The sequence below is a fragment of the Aeromonas sp. Marseille-Q5825 genome (assembly GCF_946892685.1).
Taxonomy (GTDB): Bacteria; Pseudomonadota; Gammaproteobacteria; order Enterobacterales; family Aeromonadaceae; genus Aeromonas; species Aeromonas rivipollensis.
This window is the reverse complement of record NZ_CAMPOU010000004.1, coordinates 42,030-61,222: the sequence shown is the minus strand read 5'-3', so window position 1 is coordinate 61,222 and position 19,193 is coordinate 42,030. Positions and strand designations below refer to the sequence as shown.

The window sequence follows — 19,193 nt, the reverse complement described above, 5'->3', positions numbered from 1 at the left end:
TGTATCATTTTCATTCACCACTGTTACTTCACTCTGGAATGGACGGACAACGGATGCTGGAACAAGAGATAAGCCGACGCCGTCTGCTGCTGGGGGCCGGTTGCCTGATGGGGGCCAGCCTGCTGTCGTTCCCGGCCGCGGCGAGCCGCAGTACGACAGGGCGTGAACTCAGCTTCTTCAACCTCAATACCGGCGAGCGGGTCAACGCCAGCTATTGGGAGAATGGCCGTTATCTGAACGATGGCCTGGCGGAGCTCAACCATATCTTCCGCGACTATCGCCGCAACGAAGTGTTCAACATCGACAGGAAGCTGTTCGATCAGCTGTTTCTGCTGCAGCACAAGCTGGGCCGCAAGGGAGAAATTCAGCTCATCTCGGGCTATCGCTCCCCGGTCACCAATCGCCAGAAGCGCCAGCGCAGCCGTGGGGTCGCCAAACACAGCTACCACACTCTGGGGCAGGCGGTGGATGTGCGCATCCCCGGCGTGCAGCTGGCGCACCTGCGCAAGGCGGCCCTGAACCTCAAGGTCGGCGGCGTGGGTTACTACCCCTCCGACAACTTCGTCCACCTCGATACCGGGCCGGTACGGAGCTGGTAACGGGTTGGCACAGGGTGGCCCCGAGCTGCTAGGCTCTGGACACTATCCAGAGGAGAGACAGATGAAGCATATTTTGCTTGGCGGGCTGATCGCCCTGCTGCTGACCGGGTGCAGCAAGCTGAACCGGGAAAACTACGACAAGCTGAAGATGGGGATCACCTATGCCGAGGCGAGCGCCATCTTGGGCAAGGCGGAGCGTTGCGACGATGCGCTCGGCACCACCAGCTGTGTCTGGGGTGGGGACGGCAAGAACATCAAGATCCGTTTCATCGCCGACAAGGCCACCTTCTTCAGTTCGGAAGGGATCAACTGAGTCAGTTTTTCACTGTCATCAGCAACAAAAAAGCGCCATCCGGCGCTTTTTTGTTGCGTGCAATCCAGCCAATCTGGCCAGAAACTGGCGCGCTCAATGGGTGGCGTACTGGTAATTGAAGGTGGGGAGTCCCCACTTGAAGCGCACCGCCAGCAGCCGCAGCACGAAGCCGATGCCGATGGCCCCGAAGGCGGCCCAGTCATTGGGCAGGCCCTGATCCAGTGCGAAGCAGTAGAGGGCGGCCGTCACCAGGGAGACTGCTGCGTAGAGCTCGCGCTTGAACACCAGCGGGATGCGCTGGCACAGGAGATCCCGCAGCACGCCGCCAAAGACGCCTGTCACCACCGCCATGATGCAGGCGATGCCGGCCCCGTGCCCCATCTCGAGCGCCCGGGCGGCGCCAAAGATGGAGAAGACCACCAGCCCCAGGGCATCGAGCGCCAGGAACAGCTTGCCGAGATAGCGCATCAGCGGTGCCGAGATGACCCCCACCATGGCCGCCCCGGCCACCAGCACCACATATTCGGGGTGCTCCACCCAGAGCAGGGGATAGTGGCCCAGCAGCACATCCCGGATGGTACCTCCCCCTATGGCCGTCGCCGAGGCGATGATGACGACACCAAACAGATCCATCCGCCGCCGGCCCGCCGCCAGCGCGCCAGTCATCCCTTCGGCCACCAGGCCGAGCAAGAAGAGTGCATGTAACATGAGTTATCCCAGGGTGCGAGAAAGGCCCGCATCCTAACAAGCCTGGTCTGGCACGACAAGCACTCTCACCTTTGCATTAGATTAAGTAATGAAAAAGGGGGCCTATGCCCCCGTTTTTGGTTATGACTGCGTGGCTCAGCGGCGGAGCTGCTCGCTGCGATACTGATCCACCCACATGGCGGTGGCGCCGCAGATGGCCACCGGCATCACGAACAGATTCACCACGGGAATGGCGGAGAAGAGGGTGACCAGGGCACCGAAGCTCAGGCACTTGCCGCGGCGCTGCTTGAGGGCGTCGCGCATGGTGATGAAGTTTATCTTGTGGTTGTCAAATGGATAGTCGATGTACTGGATCGCCATCATCCAGGCGCTGAACAGGAACCAGAGCACAGGGGCCAGGGTCTGCCCCACCACGGGAATGAGGAACAGGATCAGGCAGCCGATGGCCTTGGGTAGATAGTACTTCAGCTTGGTCCACTCCCGGCTGAAGGTGCGCGGCACATCCTTGACCACGTCCAGCATGCCGGTGTCGCTCACCGCCTCGCCGGTGAGGATCTGCTCCACCTTCTCCGCCAGCAGGCCGTTGAAGGGGGCCGCTATCCAGTTGATCACCGAGCTGAAGATGAAGGAGAACACCACCAGTATGGTGACCAGAGCGATGGGCCACAGCAGGTAGTCGAGCCAGGAGAGCCAGGCCGGGATCTGCTGGTGCAGCCAGGCGAACAGGCCGTCGAGTTGCAGCAGCAGGGCATAGAAGGCGCCGGCGAACAGCACGAAGTTGACCAGCAGGGGGATCAGCACGAAGGTGCGGATGCCCGGCTGGCGGATGAGGGAGAAGCCGCGCAGGAAGTAGTCTGCGCCGCTGACCGAATCTTTGACCATGTGAGGGGATTGGTTCATCTGAGATCCATCAATGAAGGGGGGAGGGTGCCAGCATATTACAAACAAGCCTCCAATTTGGTAAAGTCGCCTGCCCGCCTCCTCTTTATTTCGCTACCCACATAGGCCGCCATGCGTCTGAAACTGATCAAACTCGCCGGCTTCAAGTCGTTCGTCGAGCCGACCCGCATCGAACTGTCGGCCGACATGACTGCCGTGGTGGGCCCCAACGGCTGCGGCAAATCCAACGTCATCGACGCCGTGCGCTGGGTGCTGGGGGAGAGCTCGGCCCGCCACCTGCGCGGCGAGAACATGACGGACGTCATCTTCAACGGCTCCATCAATCGCAGCCCCCATGGCCGCGCCTCGGTGGAGCTGGTGTTCGACAACCCCCACAACCGGGTGCCCGGTGAATTTGGCCGTTATACCGAGATCTCGGTACGCCGCGAGGTGCTGCGGGACGGCTCCAACCACTACCAGATCAACGGCCAGAAGTGCCGCCGCAAGGACGTGACCGATCTCTTCCTCGGCACCGGCCTGGGTCCGCGCAGCTACGCCATCATAGAACAGGGCACCGTCAGCCGGCTGGTGGAGTCGCGCCCGGCGGACCTCAAGCTCTTCATGGAGGAGGCGGCGGGGGTCTCCCGCTACAAGGAGCGGCGCCGGGAGACGGAGCAGCGCATCCGCCACACCCAGGAGAACCTGGAGCGCCTCGGCGACATTCGTGGCGAGCTGGGCTCCCGCCTCGAGCACCTCAAATCCCAGGCCGAAACCGCCGAGCGCTACAAGCAGCTCAAGGGGCGTTCGCGCGCCGCAAGGGCCGAGCTCATCGGCTCCGAGCTGTGGGCGCTGGAGACCCGCCTCGGCGAGGCCAAGAGCGAGCTGGCCCAGGCCGAGCAGGCGCTGGCGGCCCTCGATGCCAAGCGTACCCAGGATGAGGGGCGCCACGTCACCCTGTCGGTGGCCCGCCAGGAGGCCCAGGCCGAGCAGGCGAGTCGCCAGCAGCAGATCTTCCTCGGCGGCCAGGCCATCGCCCGCCTCGAGCAACAGCAGCTTCACCAGACCGAGCTCGGTCGCGACTGGCAGGTGCGGCGTCAGGCCCTCGGCGAGCGCATCGACGGCATCAAGGCCCAGCTGGCCAGCCAGCAGGAGCAGCAGGCCGAGGGCGTCCTCCAGGGAGAGCTGGAGTCGGCGCGCCTCGAGCAGTGTGAGCAGTTACTCGCCGATCAGCAGGCCGTTCGCCTCGCGGCCGGCGAGCGGCTGGAGCTGGCCCGCCAACGCCAGCAGCAGTGGCAGCAGCAGCTCGGCCAGGCACAGGGCAGGCTCAACCAGACCCGCACCCAGGTGAATGGCCTGCAGGAGCTGCAGGCCAAGACCCGGCTGGCGCGACTCAAGCTGGCGGATGAACAGGCCGGCCCCCTCGGCGGGGAAGGTGAGAGTCTGCAACCCGCGCTGGATGCCCTGTCGGCCGAGCTGGCGCTCTCCCGGGCCCGCCACGGGGAGCTGGAGGCGCAATGGCAGGCCAGCGTGGCCAGCCACGAGGCTCTCAAGGGAGAGCGGGATCGGCAGGGCGGCCTGCTGCGCGAGCTCGGCGCCCGCCTCACCACTCTTAATCAGATGCTGGGGGAGCAGATGCTGGGCGCCACCCTGGCGGATCGGCTGCAGGTCGCCCCCGAGTGGGCCCAGGCGCTGGACAAGGTGCTCGGGCGCTGGCTCACCGCCCAGCCGGGGGACCAATGCAACCTCGAGCAGGGCGGGCTCTGGATAGGCCCGGCACACCCTGCGGTGCCCGGCACCCTGGCGGCCCGGCTCGAGGGGGATCACATCCCCGCCTTCCTCAACGTCATCTGGCTGGCCGATGACAGGGAAGCTGCCTTGGCCCGCCAGTCATCCCTCTTGGCCGGTGAGTCTGTGCTGACCCCGGCGGGGGAGTGGTTTGGCCCGAACTGGGCCGATCTCGGCCAGGGTGGCGCCCTCGGCACCCTGGCGCTGCTCGGTGAACGTGAGCGGTTACACACCGAACTGACCGCAGGGGAGCAGGCGCTGGTTCGGCTGGATGCCCAGTTGAAGGCAGCAGATGCCGATCGTGCCCATTTGCACAGCGCCTGTGAGGCGAGCCAGCGCACCCTGCGCGAGCAGGAGCAGCAATGGCAGCAACTGCGGGAAGCCTGGAGCCTGCAGCAGGGTCAGCGTCAGGAGCGGCTGCTGCGCCTCGGCCAGCTTGGGGAAGAGTTGATCCGGCTGGACAAGGAGCAGGCCGAGGAGGCCGAGCGACTGGCTGCGGCCCAGCAGCGGCTCGAGCTGGAAGAGGCGCACCTTGCCGAGCTGCAGGAGCAAGGAGAGCCCCTTGCCGAGGCACTCTTGCTGGCCCAGGAAGGGGTCACAGGTGCCGAGCGGGCGCTGGAGGAGGCGCGTGCGCGCCGGGAGCAGCAGCAGGCAAACTGCCAGCGCTGGCAACTGGCGCAGCAAAATCTGGCGCAGTTCATCGCCCTGCGCGAGCAGGAGCTGGCACGGCTCGGGCTGGAACTGGCCGAGCTCAAGGGACCGGACGCCCAGGCGGTGCAGGACATCTCGCCCCTGCTGGCGGAGCAACGCAACCTGGAGGCGCAGCAGCTGGCCTGCCATCAGCGGCTCGCCGAGCTAGAGCGTCAGCTGACCGAGCTGGAGCAAGCCAGAAGCGCCGACCACAAGCAGCTGGTGACCCTGCAGGAGAAGCTGGCTCAGCTCAGACTGGAGCGGGAGCGCAACCTGACCCGGCGACAGGGGCTGCACGAGCAGTTCGAAGAGCTGGGAGTGCGCCTGGTGGATCTCGATCAGGCCGTGCTTATCGCCGCCGATCGCGGCAAGTTGCGCCAGGAGATCCAGACCCTGGAGACACAGGTGGAGGCACTTGGCGCCATCAACCTGGCGGCGCTGGAGGAGTATGAAGAGGCGAAAACCCGCGCAAGCTACCTGGAAAACCAGTGCCAGGATCTGGAGCAGGCGCTGGAAACCTTGAGCCAAGCCATTAAAAGAATTGATAAAGAAACACAAATACGCTTCCGTGACACTTTCGATAAGGTCAACGAAGATTTAAAATCCCTGTTCCCGAAAGTGTTCGGCGGGGGGAGTGCCTGGCTTGAGCTGACCTCGGACGATCTTTTGGAAGCCGGAGTGAGCATCATGGCAAGACCTCCGGGCAAGAAGAATGCTACCATTGCCCTGCTTTCCGGGGGGGAGAAGGCGCTAACCGCTCTTGCGCTGGTTTTTGCCATCTTCAGACTCAATCCAGCACCCTTCTGTCTGCTGGATGAGGTGGATGCACCGCTCGATGAAGTGAACGTGGGTCGCTTCTGTTCTCTTGTCAAAGAGATGTCGAGCACAGTACAGTTCGTTTACATCAGTCATAATAAGGTCTCCATGGAGATGGCCGAGCAGCTGATAGGCGTCACGATGCAAGAGCCCGGGGTTTCTCGTATCGTGTCGGTTGACATCGGTGAAGCCGTCGCTTTGGCTGAGCAAAACTAGAAAGAGAAGCAGCTAATGCAGGAATTGCGTTACATCTTGGTTGCCCTGGGCGGTATTGCCATCGCGGCATTGCTCATTCACGGGTTGTGGAGCAACAGAAAGAACCGTCAGGCACCGATCAAGGAAAAACCCCTGGGTCGGATGGAATCCAAGTCACGGGATCGTGACAGCGATGCGTTTGACAGCGATGGCATTGGCCAGGTGCGCGTGGTCAGCGGCGGCCGTCGTGCCGAGCCCAAGCTGCGCAGCGACGAGGCCCATCAGCCGGAACCCCGCCGTGCCGCCACAGTGCCCGCCTTCGATGACGACGAGGATGACGAGCTGCCGCCGCCCGTGGTTCGCAAGCCAGCCCCTCGTCCGGTGACGCCGCCGCCCGTCTATGAAGAAGAAGATGACTATGACGAGCCGAGCGCCGAGCCTGTCGAAGAGGTGCCTGCCGCGCCGGTACGCAAGCCTGCCCAGGTGATCCGCCGTACCCCGGTGCACCGCTCCCGCCCCCAGCGCGAACCCATGATGCAGCCATTGGACGACGAGCCGCTGGTGGAGCCGGCTTACGCCCAGGCGCCGACCTTCGGTGCCCGCGAACCCGCGCCGCAGCAGCAAGCCCGCTATGCCCAGCCCGTGTCTGCGTATGAAGAGCCCGATTATGATGACGAGCCCGCCTACGAAGAGCCGGTCCAGGTGGCCGAGCCCGTCCAGGAGCTGCCGCCGGTCGAGAAGATCTGGCAGGACGTCTATGTCATCAACCTGATGGCCCGTCCTGGCCACGATCTGCAAGGGGCTACCCTGCTCTCCTCCCTGCTGGCGCTGGGCTTCAAGTTTGGCGAGATGGATATCTTCCACCGCCATGAAGATCTCAACGGCAAGGGTGAAGTGCTCTTCTCCATGATCAACATGGTCAAGCCGGGTACCTTCAACCCCTATCGCATGGAGCAGTTCAGCACCCCGGGTGTGTCCCTCTTCATGCAACTGCCCCTGCGCAGCAACGCGGCCTTTGCGTTCGAGCACATGTTGCAGGCGGCGGATCAGCTGGCGAGCGATCTCGACGCCATGCTGACCGATGCCTCGCGCAGCCCGCTGAGCGACGACGACATTGCCCGTTATCGCCATGAGCTGGCGGCCTACGAGGCCAGCCGCGACTGATGTGCCGTGGGGCCTCAGCAATGAAAAGTGCGGTACCCCGGTGCCGCATTTTCATTTCTGCCCCAGACTGATTGTTCCATCACACTTCGAGACTTCTTCATGAGCGACATCCTCTCCCGCCACCGTCAACTGTGTGAGCTGCTGACCGAATACGGCCATCAGTACTATGTGCTGGATAACCCCACGGTGCCGGACGCCGAATACGATCGCCTGATGCGCGAGCTGATTGCGCTGGAGGCCGAGCATCCCGAGCTGAAAACCCCGGCCTCCCCCAGTGTGCGGGTCGGCGGCCAGCCGCTCTCGGCCTTCAGCCAGGTGCGCCACGAGATCCCCATGCTGAGCCTGGACAACGTCTTCAGCGCCGAAGAGCTGCAGGCCTTCGAGCAGCGCATGCGCGACCGCCTCAAGCGCGAGCTGAACTTCACCTTCTGCTGCGAGCCCAAGCTGGATGGTCTGGCGGTCAGCCTGCTCTATGTGGACGGCCAGCTGGTGCAGGCGGCCACCCGGGGGGATGGCACCACGGGGGAGGAGATCACCGAGAACGTGCGCACCATCAAGGCCATTCCGCTCGTCCTGCGGGGCTCGGGCTGGCCCGCCCGTTTAGAGGTGAGGGGGGAGGTCTTCATGCCCAAGGCCGGTTTCGAGGCGATGAATGCCAAGGCGCTGGCGGCAGGGGAGAAGGTGTTCGTCAACCCGCGCAACGCCGCCGCCGGCAGCCTGCGCCAGCTCGATTCCCGCATCACCGCCAGCCGTCCCCTGAGCTTCTACGCCTATGGCGTGGGTGTGGGCGGCGACGAGCTGGGGAACTCCCACTTCACTCGCCTCAACCAGCTCAAGGCCTGGGGGTTGCCGCTCAGTCCCGAGGTGAAGCTCAAGGAGGGGGCGGCCGGTTGCCAGGCCTTCCACGACGACATCCTGGCCCGCCGCAGCGAGCTGCCCTACGAGATCGATGGCGTTGTCTACAAGGTGGACGACATAGCACTGCAGCAGGAGCTAGGCTTCGTGGCCCGGGCCCCGCGCTGGGCCACGGCCCACAAGTTCCCGGCAGAAGAGGAGATGACCCTGCTGGAGAATGTCGAGTTCCAGGTGGGCCGTACCGGCGCCGTCACCCCGGTGGCCAAGCTTAAACCGGTGTTTGTCGGCGGCGTCACCGTTTCCAACGCCACCCTGCATAATGCCGACGAGATTGAACGCCTCGGCGTCATGATCGGCGACACCGTGATAGTGCGACGGGCGGGGGACGTGATCCCGCAGATAGTGGCCGTGGTAGAGGCCCAGCGCCCCGCGGATGCTCGGGAGATCCTCTTCCCCACCCAGTGCCCTGTGTGCGGCTCGGCGGTGGAGCGACTGGAAGGGGAGGCGGTGACCCGCTGCTCCGGCGGCCTGTTTTGCGAGGCCCAGCGCAAGGAGGCGATCAAGCACTTCGCCGCACGCCGCGCCATGGATGTGGACGGTTTGGGTGACAAGATTGTGGAGCAGCTGGTGGACAAGGGGCTGGTGAAGACACCGGCGGATCTGTTCAGCCTCAACGCCATCCAGCTGGCCGGTCTCGAGCGGATGGGGCAAAAATCTGCCCTCAATCTGGTGGCGGCCATCGACAAGGCCCGCAGCACCACCTTGCCCCGCTTCCTGTTTGCCTTGGGCATTCGCGAGGTGGGGGAGGCGACCGCCCTCAATCTCGCCAACCACTTCCTCACCCTGGAAGCCCTGCGTGCAGCCTCGGTGGAGCAGTTGCTCGAGGTGGCCGACGTGGGCGACATAGTGGCCAAGCATGTCTACTACTTCCTGCGTCAGCCCCACAATATCGAAGTGCTGGAGGCCCTGCTGGCGGCCGGTATCCACTGGCCGGCCATCGAGAAGAAGGAGGCAAGCGATCAGCCCTTCGCCGGCAAGACCTTCGTGCTGACCGGTACCCTCACCACCTTGTCCCGCAACGATGCCAAGGCGGCGCTGCAGGCCCTGGGGGCCAAGGTGGCGGGCTCGGTATCTGCCAAGACCGATGTGCTGGTGGCAGGGGAAGCCGCCGGCTCCAAGCTTGCCAAGGCGCAGGAGCTCGGCATCACCGTCTGGACCGAAGCCGAGTTGCAGGCGGCGATCCAGCCCTGAGTCGGCAGGCACACAATAAAACAGACCCGGCCAGATGGCCGGGTCTGTCGTTTTCGGGCTCAGTCGACATAGGTCACCCGCCCCTGCCATCTTGATGGCGCCTCAAGCTGCCAGCGTGCCAGCTCGCTCTTGCTGAACAGGTATTCGCCACGCTGGGCGGCGCGGGGTGAGAGGGCCCCCGGCGCCGTGCCCGCCAGTATGGCATTGGCCAGCTCGGCCGCCTTCTCCCCCTGGGTGTGGCCATCGAGCACCAGGCCGCCTATGGTGCGGTGCGGCCCCACCGCAAACTCCCAGAAACCGAACAGGGGCACAGGGCTGTTGGCGCTGGTCCAGGCCAGCACCTGCTGCTCGCTCACATGCAGCCCCTGCTCGTCCGTGAGGGTGTGATAGAGGCCGAGGAAGATAGCTTCATAGCCGTTCTGCCGACTGGCGAGCACCACCTCCTGCCAGCGCCGGTAGTCATCGATCTGCTGGTTGTTGACCCTGGTCTGGCCGACCCGCTGCTCGTCGGGGGTCGTGAACTCATCCTCGATGGCGGTGCGCGACACCTCGCTCGCATCGAACAGCACCAGCGCCTTGCCCAGCCCCCCCATCAGCTGGCTCATCTCGCTGATGTTGCGCTTGAGTAGAGGCCGCTCCAGCACGCCTGTGATCTGGGGATGGCCGACCAGTCCCTTGGGGCGGGGATTCTCGTTCATGCCGAGAAACACCACAGGTGTGCCCAGGGCGGCGATGGGGCGGGCGAGGGCGTTGATGGCGTTGTCATCGCCGAGCACCACCAGGGCCGGTTTGCGCGCCTGATAGGCCGCCATCCCCTGGCTGACGAGCTGCTCCCGGGTCTGGTGAGGCTGACGCTTGGTATCCAGGTAGAAGTGGCTGATGTGGTGCTCGCCCTTGAGGTGCTTCTTCAGGCCGGCGCTGTAGCTCTGATCCCACAGATTGGCCTGATGGTAGCTGCTGATCACCAGGATCTCGGCGGCCATCAACTGGAGCGGGAAAAGGGCTAGCAGGAGCAACACCTTGGTCACGTTCATCTTCCATTGGCAGGACACTGCACCCATTATGTGCGTTCCGGCTCCTTGATGCCTTAGTCAATTGTTGTCAGATGGTGCCATTCTTTCTTGGCACCCCTCATCGGGCGCCAGCCCGCACCCCGTCTGGGATGCACAGAAATAGCCTCTTTTGACGCTGGTTGTGAACTGCGCCACTCCTTCCAAAACCTGTCCTGGATCAAGAAACGGGCAATCGCTTTGGGGCCTAATAGCTACCACATATAGGGGTTAGCATAAAAAAAATACCCATATATAGTGTTATCAAGCTGTGCATAAGTCGTCTCCCTCTCAGCGTCAGCCCGGGCCTCTCACGCCTCGGCTGAATGCATGTGCGCCGGGGATAGGGTGTGGAGAAGGGGACTCAACAAGGGTGAGCCCAGGGTGGCTGCCAGGCCTTTAATGCGGGGAAAATCGATGAAACCGGTAGTGATCAAACGTGATGGATGTCGCGCACCATTCAATGGCCAGCTGATCGCCGAGGCAGTGAGCCGGGCGGCGGAAGCGGTCAATCAGGCCAATCCGGCGCTGGCCGAGCGTATCTCAAGCGCGGTCAGTCAGGAGCTGGAAGGGCGGGGTGAGGTGGATATCCACGAGATCCAGAACCGGGTCGAGAACCACCTGATGGCTTCCGACGACAAGGCCATCGCCCGCGCCTACATCGAGTACCGTCACGACCGGGATCAGGCTCGCGAGGCCCGCGGCCGGCTGGCCCAGGAGATCCGCGGCCTGGTGGAGCAGACCAACGCGGCTTTGCTCAACGAGAACGCCAACAAGGACTCCAAGGTGATCCCGACCCAGCGCGACCTGCTGGCGGGCATAGTCGCCAAGCACTACGCCATCAGCCACATGCTGCCCCGCGAGGTGGTGCAGGCCCACGAGAGCGGCGATCTGCACTTCCACGATCTCGACTACTCCCCCTTCTTCCCCATGTTCAACTGCATGCTGATTGACTTGCAGGGGATGCTGACCCACGGCTTCAAGATGGGCAATGCGGAGATTGATACCCCCAAATCCATCAGCACGGCCACCGCCGTGACCGCCCAGATCATCGCCCAGGTGGCGAGCCACATCTATGGCGGCACCACCATCAACCGCATCGACGAGGTGCTGGCCCCCTATGTGACCATCAGCTGGCAGAAACACAGGGAAGTGGCCGAGGAGTGGGGCATCAGCGACGTGGACGCCTACGCCATGGCCCGTACCGAGAAGGAGTGCTACGACGCCTTCCAGTCCCTGGAGTACGAGGTCAACACCCTGCACACCGCCAACGGCCAGACCCCCTTCGTCACCTTCGGCTTCGGCCTGGGCGACAGCTGGGAGTCGCGGATGATCCAGGGGGCCATCCTCGGCAACCGCATCGCCGGCCTCGGCAAGAACAAGAAGACAGCCGTCTTCCCGAAACTGGTGTTCGCCATCAAGGATGGCCTCAACCACAAGCCGGGGGATCCCAACTACGACATCAAGCGGCTGGCGCTGGAGTGCGCCTCCAAGCGGATGTACCCGGACATACTCAACCATGACCAGGTAGTGAAGGTGACCGGCTCCTTCAAGACCCCCATGGGCTGCCGCTCCTTCCTCGGCGCTTATGAGGAGAATGGCGAGCTCATTCATGAAGGGCGCAACAACATAGGGGTGGTGAGCCTCAACCTGCCGCGCATCGCCCTGAAATCCCGTGACGAGGCGGATTTCTGGGACAAGCTGGATGCGGCCCTGCGCGTGGCCAAGCAGGCGCTGATGTACCGCATCGAGCGACTGGATGGCGTCAAGGCGCGGGTCGCCCCCATCCTCTATATGGAAGGGGCCTGCGGTGTGCGGCTCAAGGCCGACGACAACGTCAGCGAGATCTTTAAAAATGGCCGCGCTTCCATTTCGCTCGGCTATATCGGGGTGCACGAGACCATCAACGCCCTGTTCGGCACAGACACCCATCTGTTTGACAGTGAGGTACTGCGGGAGAAGGCCATCGCCATCATAGCGCGCCTCAAGGCGGCCACCGACGAGTGGAAGGAGGAGACCGGCTACGGTTTCAGCCTCTACTCCACCCCGAGCGAGAACCTCTGCACCCGCTTTTGCCGCATCGACGCCAAGGAGTTCGGCGTGGTGGCCGGGGTGACCGACAAGGGTTACTACACCAACAGCTTCCACCTGGATGTGGAGAAGCAGGTCAACCCCTACGACAAGCTGGACTTCGAGGCGCCCTATCCGCCCATCGCCAGCGGCGGCTTCATCTGCTACGGCGAGTACCCCAACATCCAGCACAACCTGGAAGCGCTCGAAAACGTCTGGGACTACAGCTATGACAAGGTGCCCTACTACGGCACCAACACCCCCATAGACGAGTGCTACGACTGCGGCTTCACCGGCGAGTTCGAGTGTACCTCCAAGGGCTTTACCTGCCCGCGCTGCGGCAACCACGACCCCGCCAAGGTGTCGGTGACCCGCCGTGTCTGCGGCTACCTCGGCAGCCCGGATGCGCGCCCCTTCAACGCGGGCAAGCAGGAAGAAGTGAAGCGCCGGGTCAAACATATGTAAGCCGAGCCCTCACCCTGGCCCTCTCCCAGAGGGAGAGGGAACCGATAGCTGAGCTGTGGGGGCCGAAGAGCGACAGTCAGCTCTTGTTCTGATTGGCAAGCTGGTTTCCTCGGGACTATCCGCAATACGTCGCTCTGCACCCTTCTCCCGCTCACGTTGAAAAAGAGTGGGAGAAGGGCTGGGGATGAGGGGGCTGAAAATCCATCATCACTTGCCTGCCAAACAGTGAACCGAGAGACAAGATGCACTACCACCAATACTACCCGGTCGATGTGGTGAACGGCCCCGGCACCCGGGCTACCCTGTTTGTGTCGGGCTGCGAGCACCAGTGTCCGGGTTGCTACAACCAGAGCACCTGGCGCCTCGATGGGGGCAAGCCGTTTGATGAGGCGATGAGCGATCGTGTCATTAGCGACCTCAACGACACGCGCATCAAGCGGCGAGGTCTGTCGCTCTCCGGTGGTGATCCGCTCCACCCGGCCAACGTCCCCCAGGTGCTGGCGCTGGTGAAACGGGTGCGGGCAGAGTGCCCCGGCAAGGACATCTGGTGCTGGACCGGCTACCTGCTCGGCGAGCTCAGCCCGGCCCAGCGCGAGCTGGTTTGCTTACTGGATGTGCTGGTGGATGGCAAGTTCGAGAAGGAGCTGGCCGACCCCGGCTTGCTCTGGCGCGGGAGCAGCAACCAGATCATCCACGACCTCGACGCCTGGCGGGAGCGGGAGCATAAGAGCCGGATCCCCTGCCAGCTGCTGGCCTGAACATTGCGCTTCCTGAGTGCGCCGACCACCGTCAGCTGAACCCTGGCTCAATCCCGGGTGATAAAGGCGCGAAAGGTGTCCGCTGTGGTTTGCAGTTGTGGGCAAGGCTGTTTATGGTTAGCCCATCCGAATCACATGACATCTTTCATGAGGAACCATGAGATGAACAATCTGCTCAAGATCCTGCTGGCCATCTTCCTGCCGCCGGTCTGTGCCTTTATCCAGGTGGGCTTAAGCCTGCACTTCTTCATCAACATAGTGCTGACCCTGCTCGGCGGCCTGCCCGGCATGGTCCATGCGCTCTGGCTGGTGGTCAGCGACAAGCGCGCCTGAGTCATTCCCTTGCAGCAGAGGCCAACCTTAGGGTTGGCCTTTTTATTGCCTGCGAGACTCGCCCGCCAGATGGGGGATTCCTGAATGAGGCTGATTGGTTGACACTGCCCCCTGGCCAAGCCGACCGCTCAGGGAGCCGAGCGGTTACAGGACAAGGAGTGTTGAATGAACTTGAAGATAGCGCTGCTGGGGGCCGCCCTGATGCTGGGGGGCTGCGCCAGCCCGAGTCCCACCGTGAAGCTGAACCAGCCGCCACGGGAGGTCTCGGAGGAGGATCTGTGTCTCTACTGGGTGCAGGAAGGGGAGATGACGCAATTCAACCTGCCCCTCAAACGGCCTATGAAGGCGCCGGTTGAGGGGTTCGTGGATATTCGCTACCTCATCGACTCCAACGGCAATCTGTTCAGCCCCGAGATACTGGCGGCGGAGCCGGCTGGGGTGCTGGAGCTGGCCGCCCTGACGGCACTGTCAAAGATGCGCTATCGGGTCGCCGAGCAGAATCCGGAGGCTATCCCCGTCCAGGTGGTGCAGCGCTTCCGGCTCAAGGGGACGCCCCAATGACAAAGACCCCGGCCTTGGCCGGGGTCTTTGTCATTGTGCGGGGGAGCTGTGGCTGTCGGGGCTTATTGCTCCTTGCAGTCGTTGTAGCGGCTCTGCCACTCCCCGGCTTCATCGCGCATCTCCACGAAGCCTTCCTTCCCCTTGTTCCACCAGACCACCTCGTGATCGTCGGTGTAGCGGGCCCCGGAGGCAGAGACCGCCTGGGGCAGGGTGTAGTCCTTGCCATCGGGCAGGGAGAGCTTGACGAAGTTCAGGCTCTCGTCCGAGAGGGTGAAGTAGCGCACCTGCACCTTCTGGTTCTGCTCGCACAGATAGGTGACAGGATCGCCCCCCGTGACCCCCAGCTTGCCAGCGCCCAGATCGCAGCCGCTCAGCAGGGTCAGGGTACCCAGACCCAGTAGTGCCAAATTGGTCTGTTTCATGTCGCATCCTTTGAACGGTGTCATATGGCCTTGAGCCTAACAGGCTGAGGATCAACTGCAACCTCGGTGTGTCCCCCTTGCGTCGGGATGCGTCCGTCGCACTGTGGAGCCTGCGGGCAAAAAAACGCCCCGCAGGGTTGCGGGGCGAAAGACAGCACATCCTTGGCCATTGGAAAGGGGATCAATAACCGAAGCGGGTCGCCTCGAAACGGTTGAGCAGACGGTGGATCAGGTAGCAGGCCAGCAGGGTGGCGACGATGGCAAAGAGGATGCTGCTGACCCGGTAGAGGGCGCTGAACACCAGATCGTTGCCCGGGGTCAGGTACTGACCAAACAGTATGCCGAGGGTGGTGAGGGCGCCGAAGCCGACCCCGGAGCCGCTCGCCTCCTTCACATGGGCATGGCTGAACAGCATGGCCCCGAGCCAGAGCAGGGGGGTGACCAGCAGCAGCAGACCAGACCAGTCATAGAGCACCAGCTGCCCCAGGATGCCGAAACTCACCCCCAGCAGGGTGCCCATGGCGCGCTTGCGGGCGTAGCTCAGGGCCCCGTCCCAGTGCATGGGGAAGAGCACCAGCAGTGTGGTCGCCTGGGCGGACATGGAGTCGCGCAGATCGAACAGCTGGAATACCAGGAACGACAGGGTGGCGATGCTGGCACCGAGCAGGGCCTCGTGGCGCATCCGGTGGGGCGCCTTGGGAGAGGGGGTGGGGGCGGGCCGCGCCTCCACATCCGGGATCAGAGCCGTCATCAGGTAGGCGATGAGCACCGACAGTATGCTGGCCCAGAGGTTGCTGAAGATGAGATCGTTCAGATCGGTTCCGGGGTAGCTGGCAAAGTGCAGCATGATGCTGAGGCTGAGCACGCCGTTGGCGCCAAACAGGAAGAGGCTGCCCCGGGACATGGCGGCGAAGCGGTAGAGGAACAGCAAAAAGACCAGGGGGGTCATCAGCCCGGGATGACTGCCGAACAGGCCGCCCAGCAGGCCGACCTCCAGCCCGCACATGGCGGCTGAGGCGATAAGCTGGCGGGCGGCGTGGCCGTTCATCACCGGGATCATGCCGAGCAGCAATACAGGGGTGACGGTGAAGAAGACCCCGTTGCTCCAGCCGAAGATCTTGCACAGTACAAACCCCAGGGTGCAGCCGAAGGCGATGCGCAGACACTGGCGCAGCTCGTTGGCGGTGAGGGGTCTGTGCCACAGGTTCATGGTCGTCATCTCAGTAGATGTAGTGCAGCAGGCTGAGCAGGCGGATCTGGCCGCGGGCAAAGAGCGCGCTCAGGGCGTTGTCCGGCAGCAGCTGGACAGTGGCGCGGGCCCCGGCCGGCAGATGGGCGGGCAACTGATCCAGGGTCAGGTGCAGGCGCAGTCGCTGGGCATCCCGCACCCAGCGATCGGACTCGATGGGATTGGCCAAGAGGCCGTTGGCGTCGAACTGGCCGGCGCTGACCCCGGCGTCCAGGCTGGCGACCCGGGCCGGGTAGAGGCGGCCGGGCTCGCCGTCGAAGGCGACCAGCGCCCGGCTCTGCGGGGTGATGTTACGCAGGCTCTTCTCGCGAAAATCGGCGATCACATCCACCTGCTCCGACACCAGGGCCAGCAGGGGAGAACCCGCCGTGGCCACGCTGCCGGGCTTGAGCTGCAGGTTGGTGATGATGCCATCCTGGCTCGCATGGACCTGACTATAGGTGAGGTTGAGCTCTGCCTGGGCGAGGCGGTTGCGCGCCTGGCGCAGCAGCAGGTTGTCATCGCCGGCCAGGCCTCGGTTGACGCGAGCCTGCTCCATGCGGGCCTGGCTGGCCAGCAGGTTGGCACGGGCGGTGCGGGCGGCGCTGTCGGCGTCATCTTTCTGCTGCTCAGAGACCATGTGACGGCGATAGAGGGTATCGATGCGCTCGGCCTCCCGCTGTTTCTGGGCGGTCTGGGTCTGCAGCGAGCTGAAGTCGGCGGCGGCGGCGTTCAGGGTCGCATCCAGCTGGCGATTCTGTTGCTCGGCCTGATCCAGGGCGAGTCTGGCCTGCTCGACCGCGAGCTCGAAGGGGGCCGGATCCAGCACGAACAGCAGATCCCCCTGTTTGACGTGCTGGTTGTTCACCACTGCGACCTCGACCACCTTGCCGCTGACCTGGGGCGCCATCTTGGTGACGACCCGGGTGGCCATGGCCTGGGGGGTGAGGGGCATCTTGATGTCGGCCAGCAGGAAGTAGCCGAACACCAGGATGAAGCAGGCCATGGCCCACTTGATCCAGCGTTTGAATTGTTGATCCGGGGTCATCTTATTCTCTCTCTTCATGCTGGGCACCGATCTTGCCGAGGGCATTGGCGGAGATGCGGTGCACTATCTCTTCAAACTGGGCCAGCTCCTGCTGGCTGATGCCTGCCAGCAGATCCCGGCGGACCTCCATGATGCGATCCTCGATCTTGTCGAGCAGCGCCTTGCCGGCCGGGGTCAGGGTGACGATGCGGGCGCGCTTGTCCTGGCTGCAGCAGTGGCGCTCGATCAGCGCCAGCTCTTCCAGCTGACCCAGGGTGCGCATCAGGGAGGGCAGCTCTATCTCCAGCGCCTCGGCCAGGGTCTTCTGGCTGAGGTGGCCGCCGAGGCGGCTCAGCTTCCAGAGCGCGGTCCAGCGCGGATGGGTCAAACCCAAGGGGGCCAGCTCGATATCGGCCACGGTGCGCCACAGCCGGTGCAGTCGCCCCAGTTGTTCGGCGAGGGAGAGCTCGCGCAACATCTCCAGATCCTTTTTCATGGCAGATACCTCATATACTTAGCCTGCTAAGCATTATATTTATTTCGCAGGCTAAGTAAAGCGTGATTCAGCTCACATTCAGTTTCGGGGGCAGGGGACGCGGGGAGGGCAATGGTGCTTAAGGTTTCAATGTTTTTATATGGCTTTGCAGGCCCGCTAACCGACAGCGCAGGAGGGGATACGTAGAGTGGCGCCACACCACAAGCTGGAGCATAACAATGAAAAACCTCTCTACCCCCGAAGTACAGATGAAGGGCGCCTGGAGCGACCAGCAGATCGCCGGCATGCCCATGATGATCTTCCTTGGGCTTGCCACCTGCGTCCTCTACGCCGGCTGGAACGGCTCCCTGCCGCTCGGCATGGTCGGCGCCCTGGCGCTGATGTTTGTGCTCGGCACCCTGCTGAGCGAGCTGGGCGAGCGGATCCCTCCCATACGGGAATACCTGGGGGGCGGCACCATACTCGCCATCTTCGGCGGCGCAGCGCTGTTCGAGTACCGGATTCTGCCGGTCGAGGCCGGTGAGGTGATCACCCGCTTCATGAAGGAGGGGGGCTTTCTGAACTTCTTCATCGCCAGCCTGGTGACAGGATCTGTGTTCGGCATGAGCGGCGCCCTGCTCAAAAACGCCGCCATGCGTTACCTGCCGGTGATCCTGGGGGGCGTGGCGCTGGCGCTGGTCAGCGTCGGCCTGGTCGGCTCCCTGATGGGGTACGGCTTCAAGAATGCGGTGCTGCTCATCGGTCTGCCCATCATGGGTGGCGGCATGGGCGCCGGCGCCGTGCCCCTGGTGGAGATCCTCTCCGGCCCCTTGCAGATGTCCAGCGCCGACCTGCTGTCGCGCATGGTGCCCGCCGTGGTGATCGCCAACACCCTGGCCATACTGGTGGGCTCCCTGCTGGCGCGCCTCGGTCGTCGTTACCCCTCCCTGACCGGCAACGGCAAGCTGATGGTCAAGGAAAACAGCCAGAGCGTCGCCGACGAGCAGGCCGAGGCGCCGACCCTGCAGAGCCTGGGTCTCGGGCTCTTCATCAGCTCCAGCATGTTCGTGCTGGGCTCCTTGCTCGGCAACTTCATCCCCATGCACCCCTTCGCCCTGATGATACTGGCGGTGGCCTTTATCAAGGTGAGCGGCGTGCTGCCGCGCCGCTACGAGCAGGCGGCCGCCGACTGGTATCAGTTCGTGGTGAGCAACCTCACCCCCTCCCTGCTGGTGGGCATAGGGGTGGCCTACACCAGTATCCCCGAGCTCATCGGCGCCTTCTCGGTCAACTACTTCATCATGGTGCTGACCACTGTGGTCGGCGGCGCCCTGGGGGCGGCCCTGGTGGGGCGCATGATAGGTTTTTATCCCATAGAGGCGGCCATCACCGGTGGCCTGTGCATGGCCAACATGGGGGGCACCGGCGACGTGGCCGTGCTGTCGGCAGCCCAGCGCATGAAGCTGATGCCCTTCGCCCAGATCTCTTCTCGCCTCGGCGGGGCCGTGATGCTGATCCTGGCCACCGCCCTCATCTCTCTGCTCGCGTGA

At 63.7% G+C, this 19,193-nt stretch carries 17 protein-coding genes; 10 read left to right on the top strand and 7 right to left on the bottom strand.

The window, feature by feature from the left end:
• The first annotated feature begins 53 nt into the window (after positions 1-53).
• Positions 54-599, top strand: coding sequence for a YcbK family protein (locus tag OC537_RS10890; RefSeq protein WP_106886100.1), 546 nt, complete (start codon positions 54-56; stop codon positions 597-599).
• Positions 600-660: 61 nt separating this feature from the next.
• Entirely contained in the window at positions 661-912 is a 252-nt protein-coding gene (locus OC537_RS10885; protein WP_106886101.1) for a DUF3862 domain-containing protein, read from the top strand.
• A 93-nt stretch (positions 913-1,005) separates the two neighbouring features.
• On the opposite strand, the gene OC537_RS10880 is transcribed toward OC537_RS10885, so the two are convergent.
• Positions 1,006-1,620, bottom strand: coding sequence for a trimeric intracellular cation channel family protein (locus OC537_RS10880; RefSeq protein WP_025327872.1), 615 nt, complete (start codon positions 1,618-1,620; stop codon positions 1,006-1,008).
• A 135-nt stretch (positions 1,621-1,755) separates the two neighbouring features.
• Positions 1,756-2,520: a sulfate transporter CysZ gene (gene cysZ, locus OC537_RS10875; RefSeq protein WP_106886102.1), complete on the bottom strand. Its 765-nt coding sequence runs from the start codon at positions 2,518-2,520 to the stop codon at positions 1,756-1,758.
• Between the two features lie 111 nt (positions 2,521-2,631).
• On the opposite strand from cysZ, the gene OC537_RS10870 reads away from it, so the two are divergent.
• The 3 genes from OC537_RS10870 to ligA all read left to right on the top strand — a co-directional run bounded on the left by OC537_RS10870 (position 2,632) and on the right by ligA (position 9,255).
• Entirely contained in the window at positions 2,632-6,006 is a 3,375-nt protein-coding gene (locus OC537_RS10870) for an AAA family ATPase (RefSeq protein ID WP_106886103.1), read from the top strand.
• A 15-nt stretch (positions 6,007-6,021) separates the two neighbouring features.
• A complete protein-coding gene (zipA, locus tag OC537_RS10865) occupies positions 6,022-7,149 on the top strand; it encodes a cell division protein ZipA (RefSeq protein ID WP_111909952.1) in 1,128 nt (375 codons plus the stop codon).
• Between the two features lie 99 nt (positions 7,150-7,248).
• The gene (gene ligA / locus OC537_RS10860; RefSeq protein WP_262111170.1) at positions 7,249-9,255 is read left to right on the top strand and encodes an NAD-dependent DNA ligase LigA; all 2,007 of its coding nucleotides are present in this window, start codon (positions 7,249-7,251) and stop codon (positions 9,253-9,255) included.
• A 59-nt stretch (positions 9,256-9,314) separates the two neighbouring features.
• Here the strand turns inward: ligA and OC537_RS10855 are convergent, their stop codons facing one another.
• The gene (locus OC537_RS10855) at positions 9,315-10,289 is read right to left on the bottom strand and encodes an ABC transporter substrate-binding protein (RefSeq protein ID WP_262112201.1); all 975 of its coding nucleotides are present in this window, start codon (positions 10,287-10,289) and stop codon (positions 9,315-9,317) included.
• 432 nt (positions 10,290-10,721) lie between these two features.
• Here OC537_RS10855 and nrdD point away from each other — a divergent pair, with 432 nt between their 5' ends.
• The 4 genes from nrdD (at position 10,722) to OC537_RS10835 (ending at position 14,491) form a co-directional block, all read left to right on the top strand.
• Positions 10,722-12,839, top strand: a complete 2,118-nt coding sequence (gene nrdD, locus OC537_RS10850) for an anaerobic ribonucleoside-triphosphate reductase (protein WP_262111168.1) — start codon at positions 10,722-10,724, stop codon at positions 12,837-12,839.
• Between the two features lie 242 nt (positions 12,840-13,081).
• Positions 13,082-13,597 carry an anaerobic ribonucleoside-triphosphate reductase-activating protein gene (gene nrdG, locus OC537_RS10845; RefSeq protein ID WP_262111165.1) on the top strand — a complete coding sequence of 172 codons (516 nt, stop codon included), beginning with the start codon at positions 13,082-13,084 and terminating at the stop codon, positions 13,595-13,597.
• A gap of 162 nt (positions 13,598-13,759) precedes the next feature.
• The gene (locus OC537_RS10840; RefSeq protein WP_025327864.1) at positions 13,760-13,930 is read left to right on the top strand and encodes a YqaE/Pmp3 family membrane protein; all 171 of its coding nucleotides are present in this window, start codon (positions 13,760-13,762) and stop codon (positions 13,928-13,930) included.
• A gap of 165 nt (positions 13,931-14,095) precedes the next feature.
• Positions 14,096-14,491: an energy transducer TonB gene (locus OC537_RS10835; RefSeq protein ID WP_234570270.1), complete on the top strand. Its 396-nt coding sequence runs from the start codon at positions 14,096-14,098 to the stop codon at positions 14,489-14,491.
• Between the two features lie 62 nt (positions 14,492-14,553).
• Here OC537_RS10835 and OC537_RS10830 read toward each other — a convergent pair whose 3' ends face one another.
• The 4 genes from OC537_RS10830 to slyA form a co-directional block, all read right to left on the bottom strand.
• Complete coding sequence (locus OC537_RS10830) at positions 14,554-14,913, bottom strand: MliC family protein (protein ID WP_262111160.1); 360 nt, start codon at positions 14,911-14,913, stop codon at positions 14,554-14,556.
• 181 nt (positions 14,914-15,094) lie between these two features.
• Positions 15,095-16,123 carry a DUF2955 domain-containing protein gene (locus tag OC537_RS10825; protein ID WP_262111158.1) on the bottom strand — a complete coding sequence of 343 codons (1,029 nt, stop codon included), beginning with the start codon at positions 16,121-16,123 and terminating at the stop codon, positions 15,095-15,097.
• Between the two features lie 10 nt (positions 16,124-16,133).
• Positions 16,134-17,189, bottom strand: coding sequence for an HlyD family secretion protein (locus OC537_RS10820; protein WP_106886112.1), 1,056 nt, complete (start codon positions 17,187-17,189; stop codon positions 16,134-16,136).
• Position 17,190: 1 nt separating this feature from the next.
• Positions 17,191-17,664 (bottom strand): transcriptional regulator SlyA, encoded by a 474-nt coding sequence (gene slyA / locus OC537_RS10815; protein ID WP_042040713.1) that lies wholly within the window; start codon positions 17,662-17,664, stop codon positions 17,191-17,193.
• Between the two features lie 218 nt (positions 17,665-17,882).
• Here slyA and OC537_RS10810 point away from each other — a divergent pair, with 218 nt between their 5' ends.
• Positions 17,883-19,193 (top strand): 2-hydroxycarboxylate transporter family protein, encoded by a 1,311-nt coding sequence (locus OC537_RS10810; protein ID WP_262111154.1) that lies wholly within the window; start codon positions 17,883-17,885, stop codon positions 19,191-19,193.

Coding starts and splice junctions, on each gene's coding strand:
- OC537_RS10890 (WP_106886100.1), top strand. CDS start 54: ATGCTGGAACAAGAGATAAGCCGACGCCGTCTGCTGCTGGGGGCCGGT.
- OC537_RS10885 (WP_106886101.1), top strand. CDS start 661: ATGAAGCATATTTTGCTTGGCGGGCTGATCGCCCTGCTGCTGACCGGG.
- OC537_RS10880 (WP_025327872.1), bottom strand. CDS start 1,620: ATGTTACATGCACTCTTCTTGCTCGGCCTGGTGGCCGAAGGGATGACT.
- cysZ (WP_106886102.1), bottom strand. CDS start 2,520: ATGAACCAATCCCCTCACATGGTCAAAGATTCGGTCAGCGGCGCAGAC.
- OC537_RS10870 (WP_106886103.1), top strand. CDS start 2,632: ATGCGTCTGAAACTGATCAAACTCGCCGGCTTCAAGTCGTTCGTCGAG.
- zipA (WP_111909952.1), top strand. CDS start 6,022: ATGCAGGAATTGCGTTACATCTTGGTTGCCCTGGGCGGTATTGCCATC.
- ligA (WP_262111170.1), top strand. CDS start 7,249: ATGAGCGACATCCTCTCCCGCCACCGTCAACTGTGTGAGCTGCTGACC.
- OC537_RS10855 (WP_262112201.1), bottom strand. CDS start 10,289: ATGAACGTGACCAAGGTGTTGCTCCTGCTAGCCCTTTTCCCGCTCCAG.
- nrdD (WP_262111168.1), top strand. CDS start 10,722: ATGAAACCGGTAGTGATCAAACGTGATGGATGTCGCGCACCATTCAAT.
- nrdG (WP_262111165.1), top strand. CDS start 13,082: ATGCACTACCACCAATACTACCCGGTCGATGTGGTGAACGGCCCCGGC.
- OC537_RS10840 (WP_025327864.1), top strand. CDS start 13,760: ATGAACAATCTGCTCAAGATCCTGCTGGCCATCTTCCTGCCGCCGGTC.
- OC537_RS10835 (WP_234570270.1), top strand. CDS start 14,096: ATGAACTTGAAGATAGCGCTGCTGGGGGCCGCCCTGATGCTGGGGGGC.
- OC537_RS10830 (WP_262111160.1), bottom strand. CDS start 14,913: ATGAAACAGACCAATTTGGCACTACTGGGTCTGGGTACCCTGACCCTG.
- OC537_RS10825 (WP_262111158.1), bottom strand. CDS start 16,123: ATGAACCTGTGGCACAGACCCCTCACCGCCAACGAGCTGCGCCAGTGT.
- OC537_RS10820 (WP_106886112.1), bottom strand. CDS start 17,189: ATGACCCCGGATCAACAATTCAAACGCTGGATCAAGTGGGCCATGGCC.
- slyA (WP_042040713.1), bottom strand. CDS start 17,664: ATGAAAAAGGATCTGGAGATGTTGCGCGAGCTCTCCCTCGCCGAACAA.
- OC537_RS10810 (WP_262111154.1), top strand. CDS start 17,883: ATGAAAAACCTCTCTACCCCCGAAGTACAGATGAAGGGCGCCTGGAGC.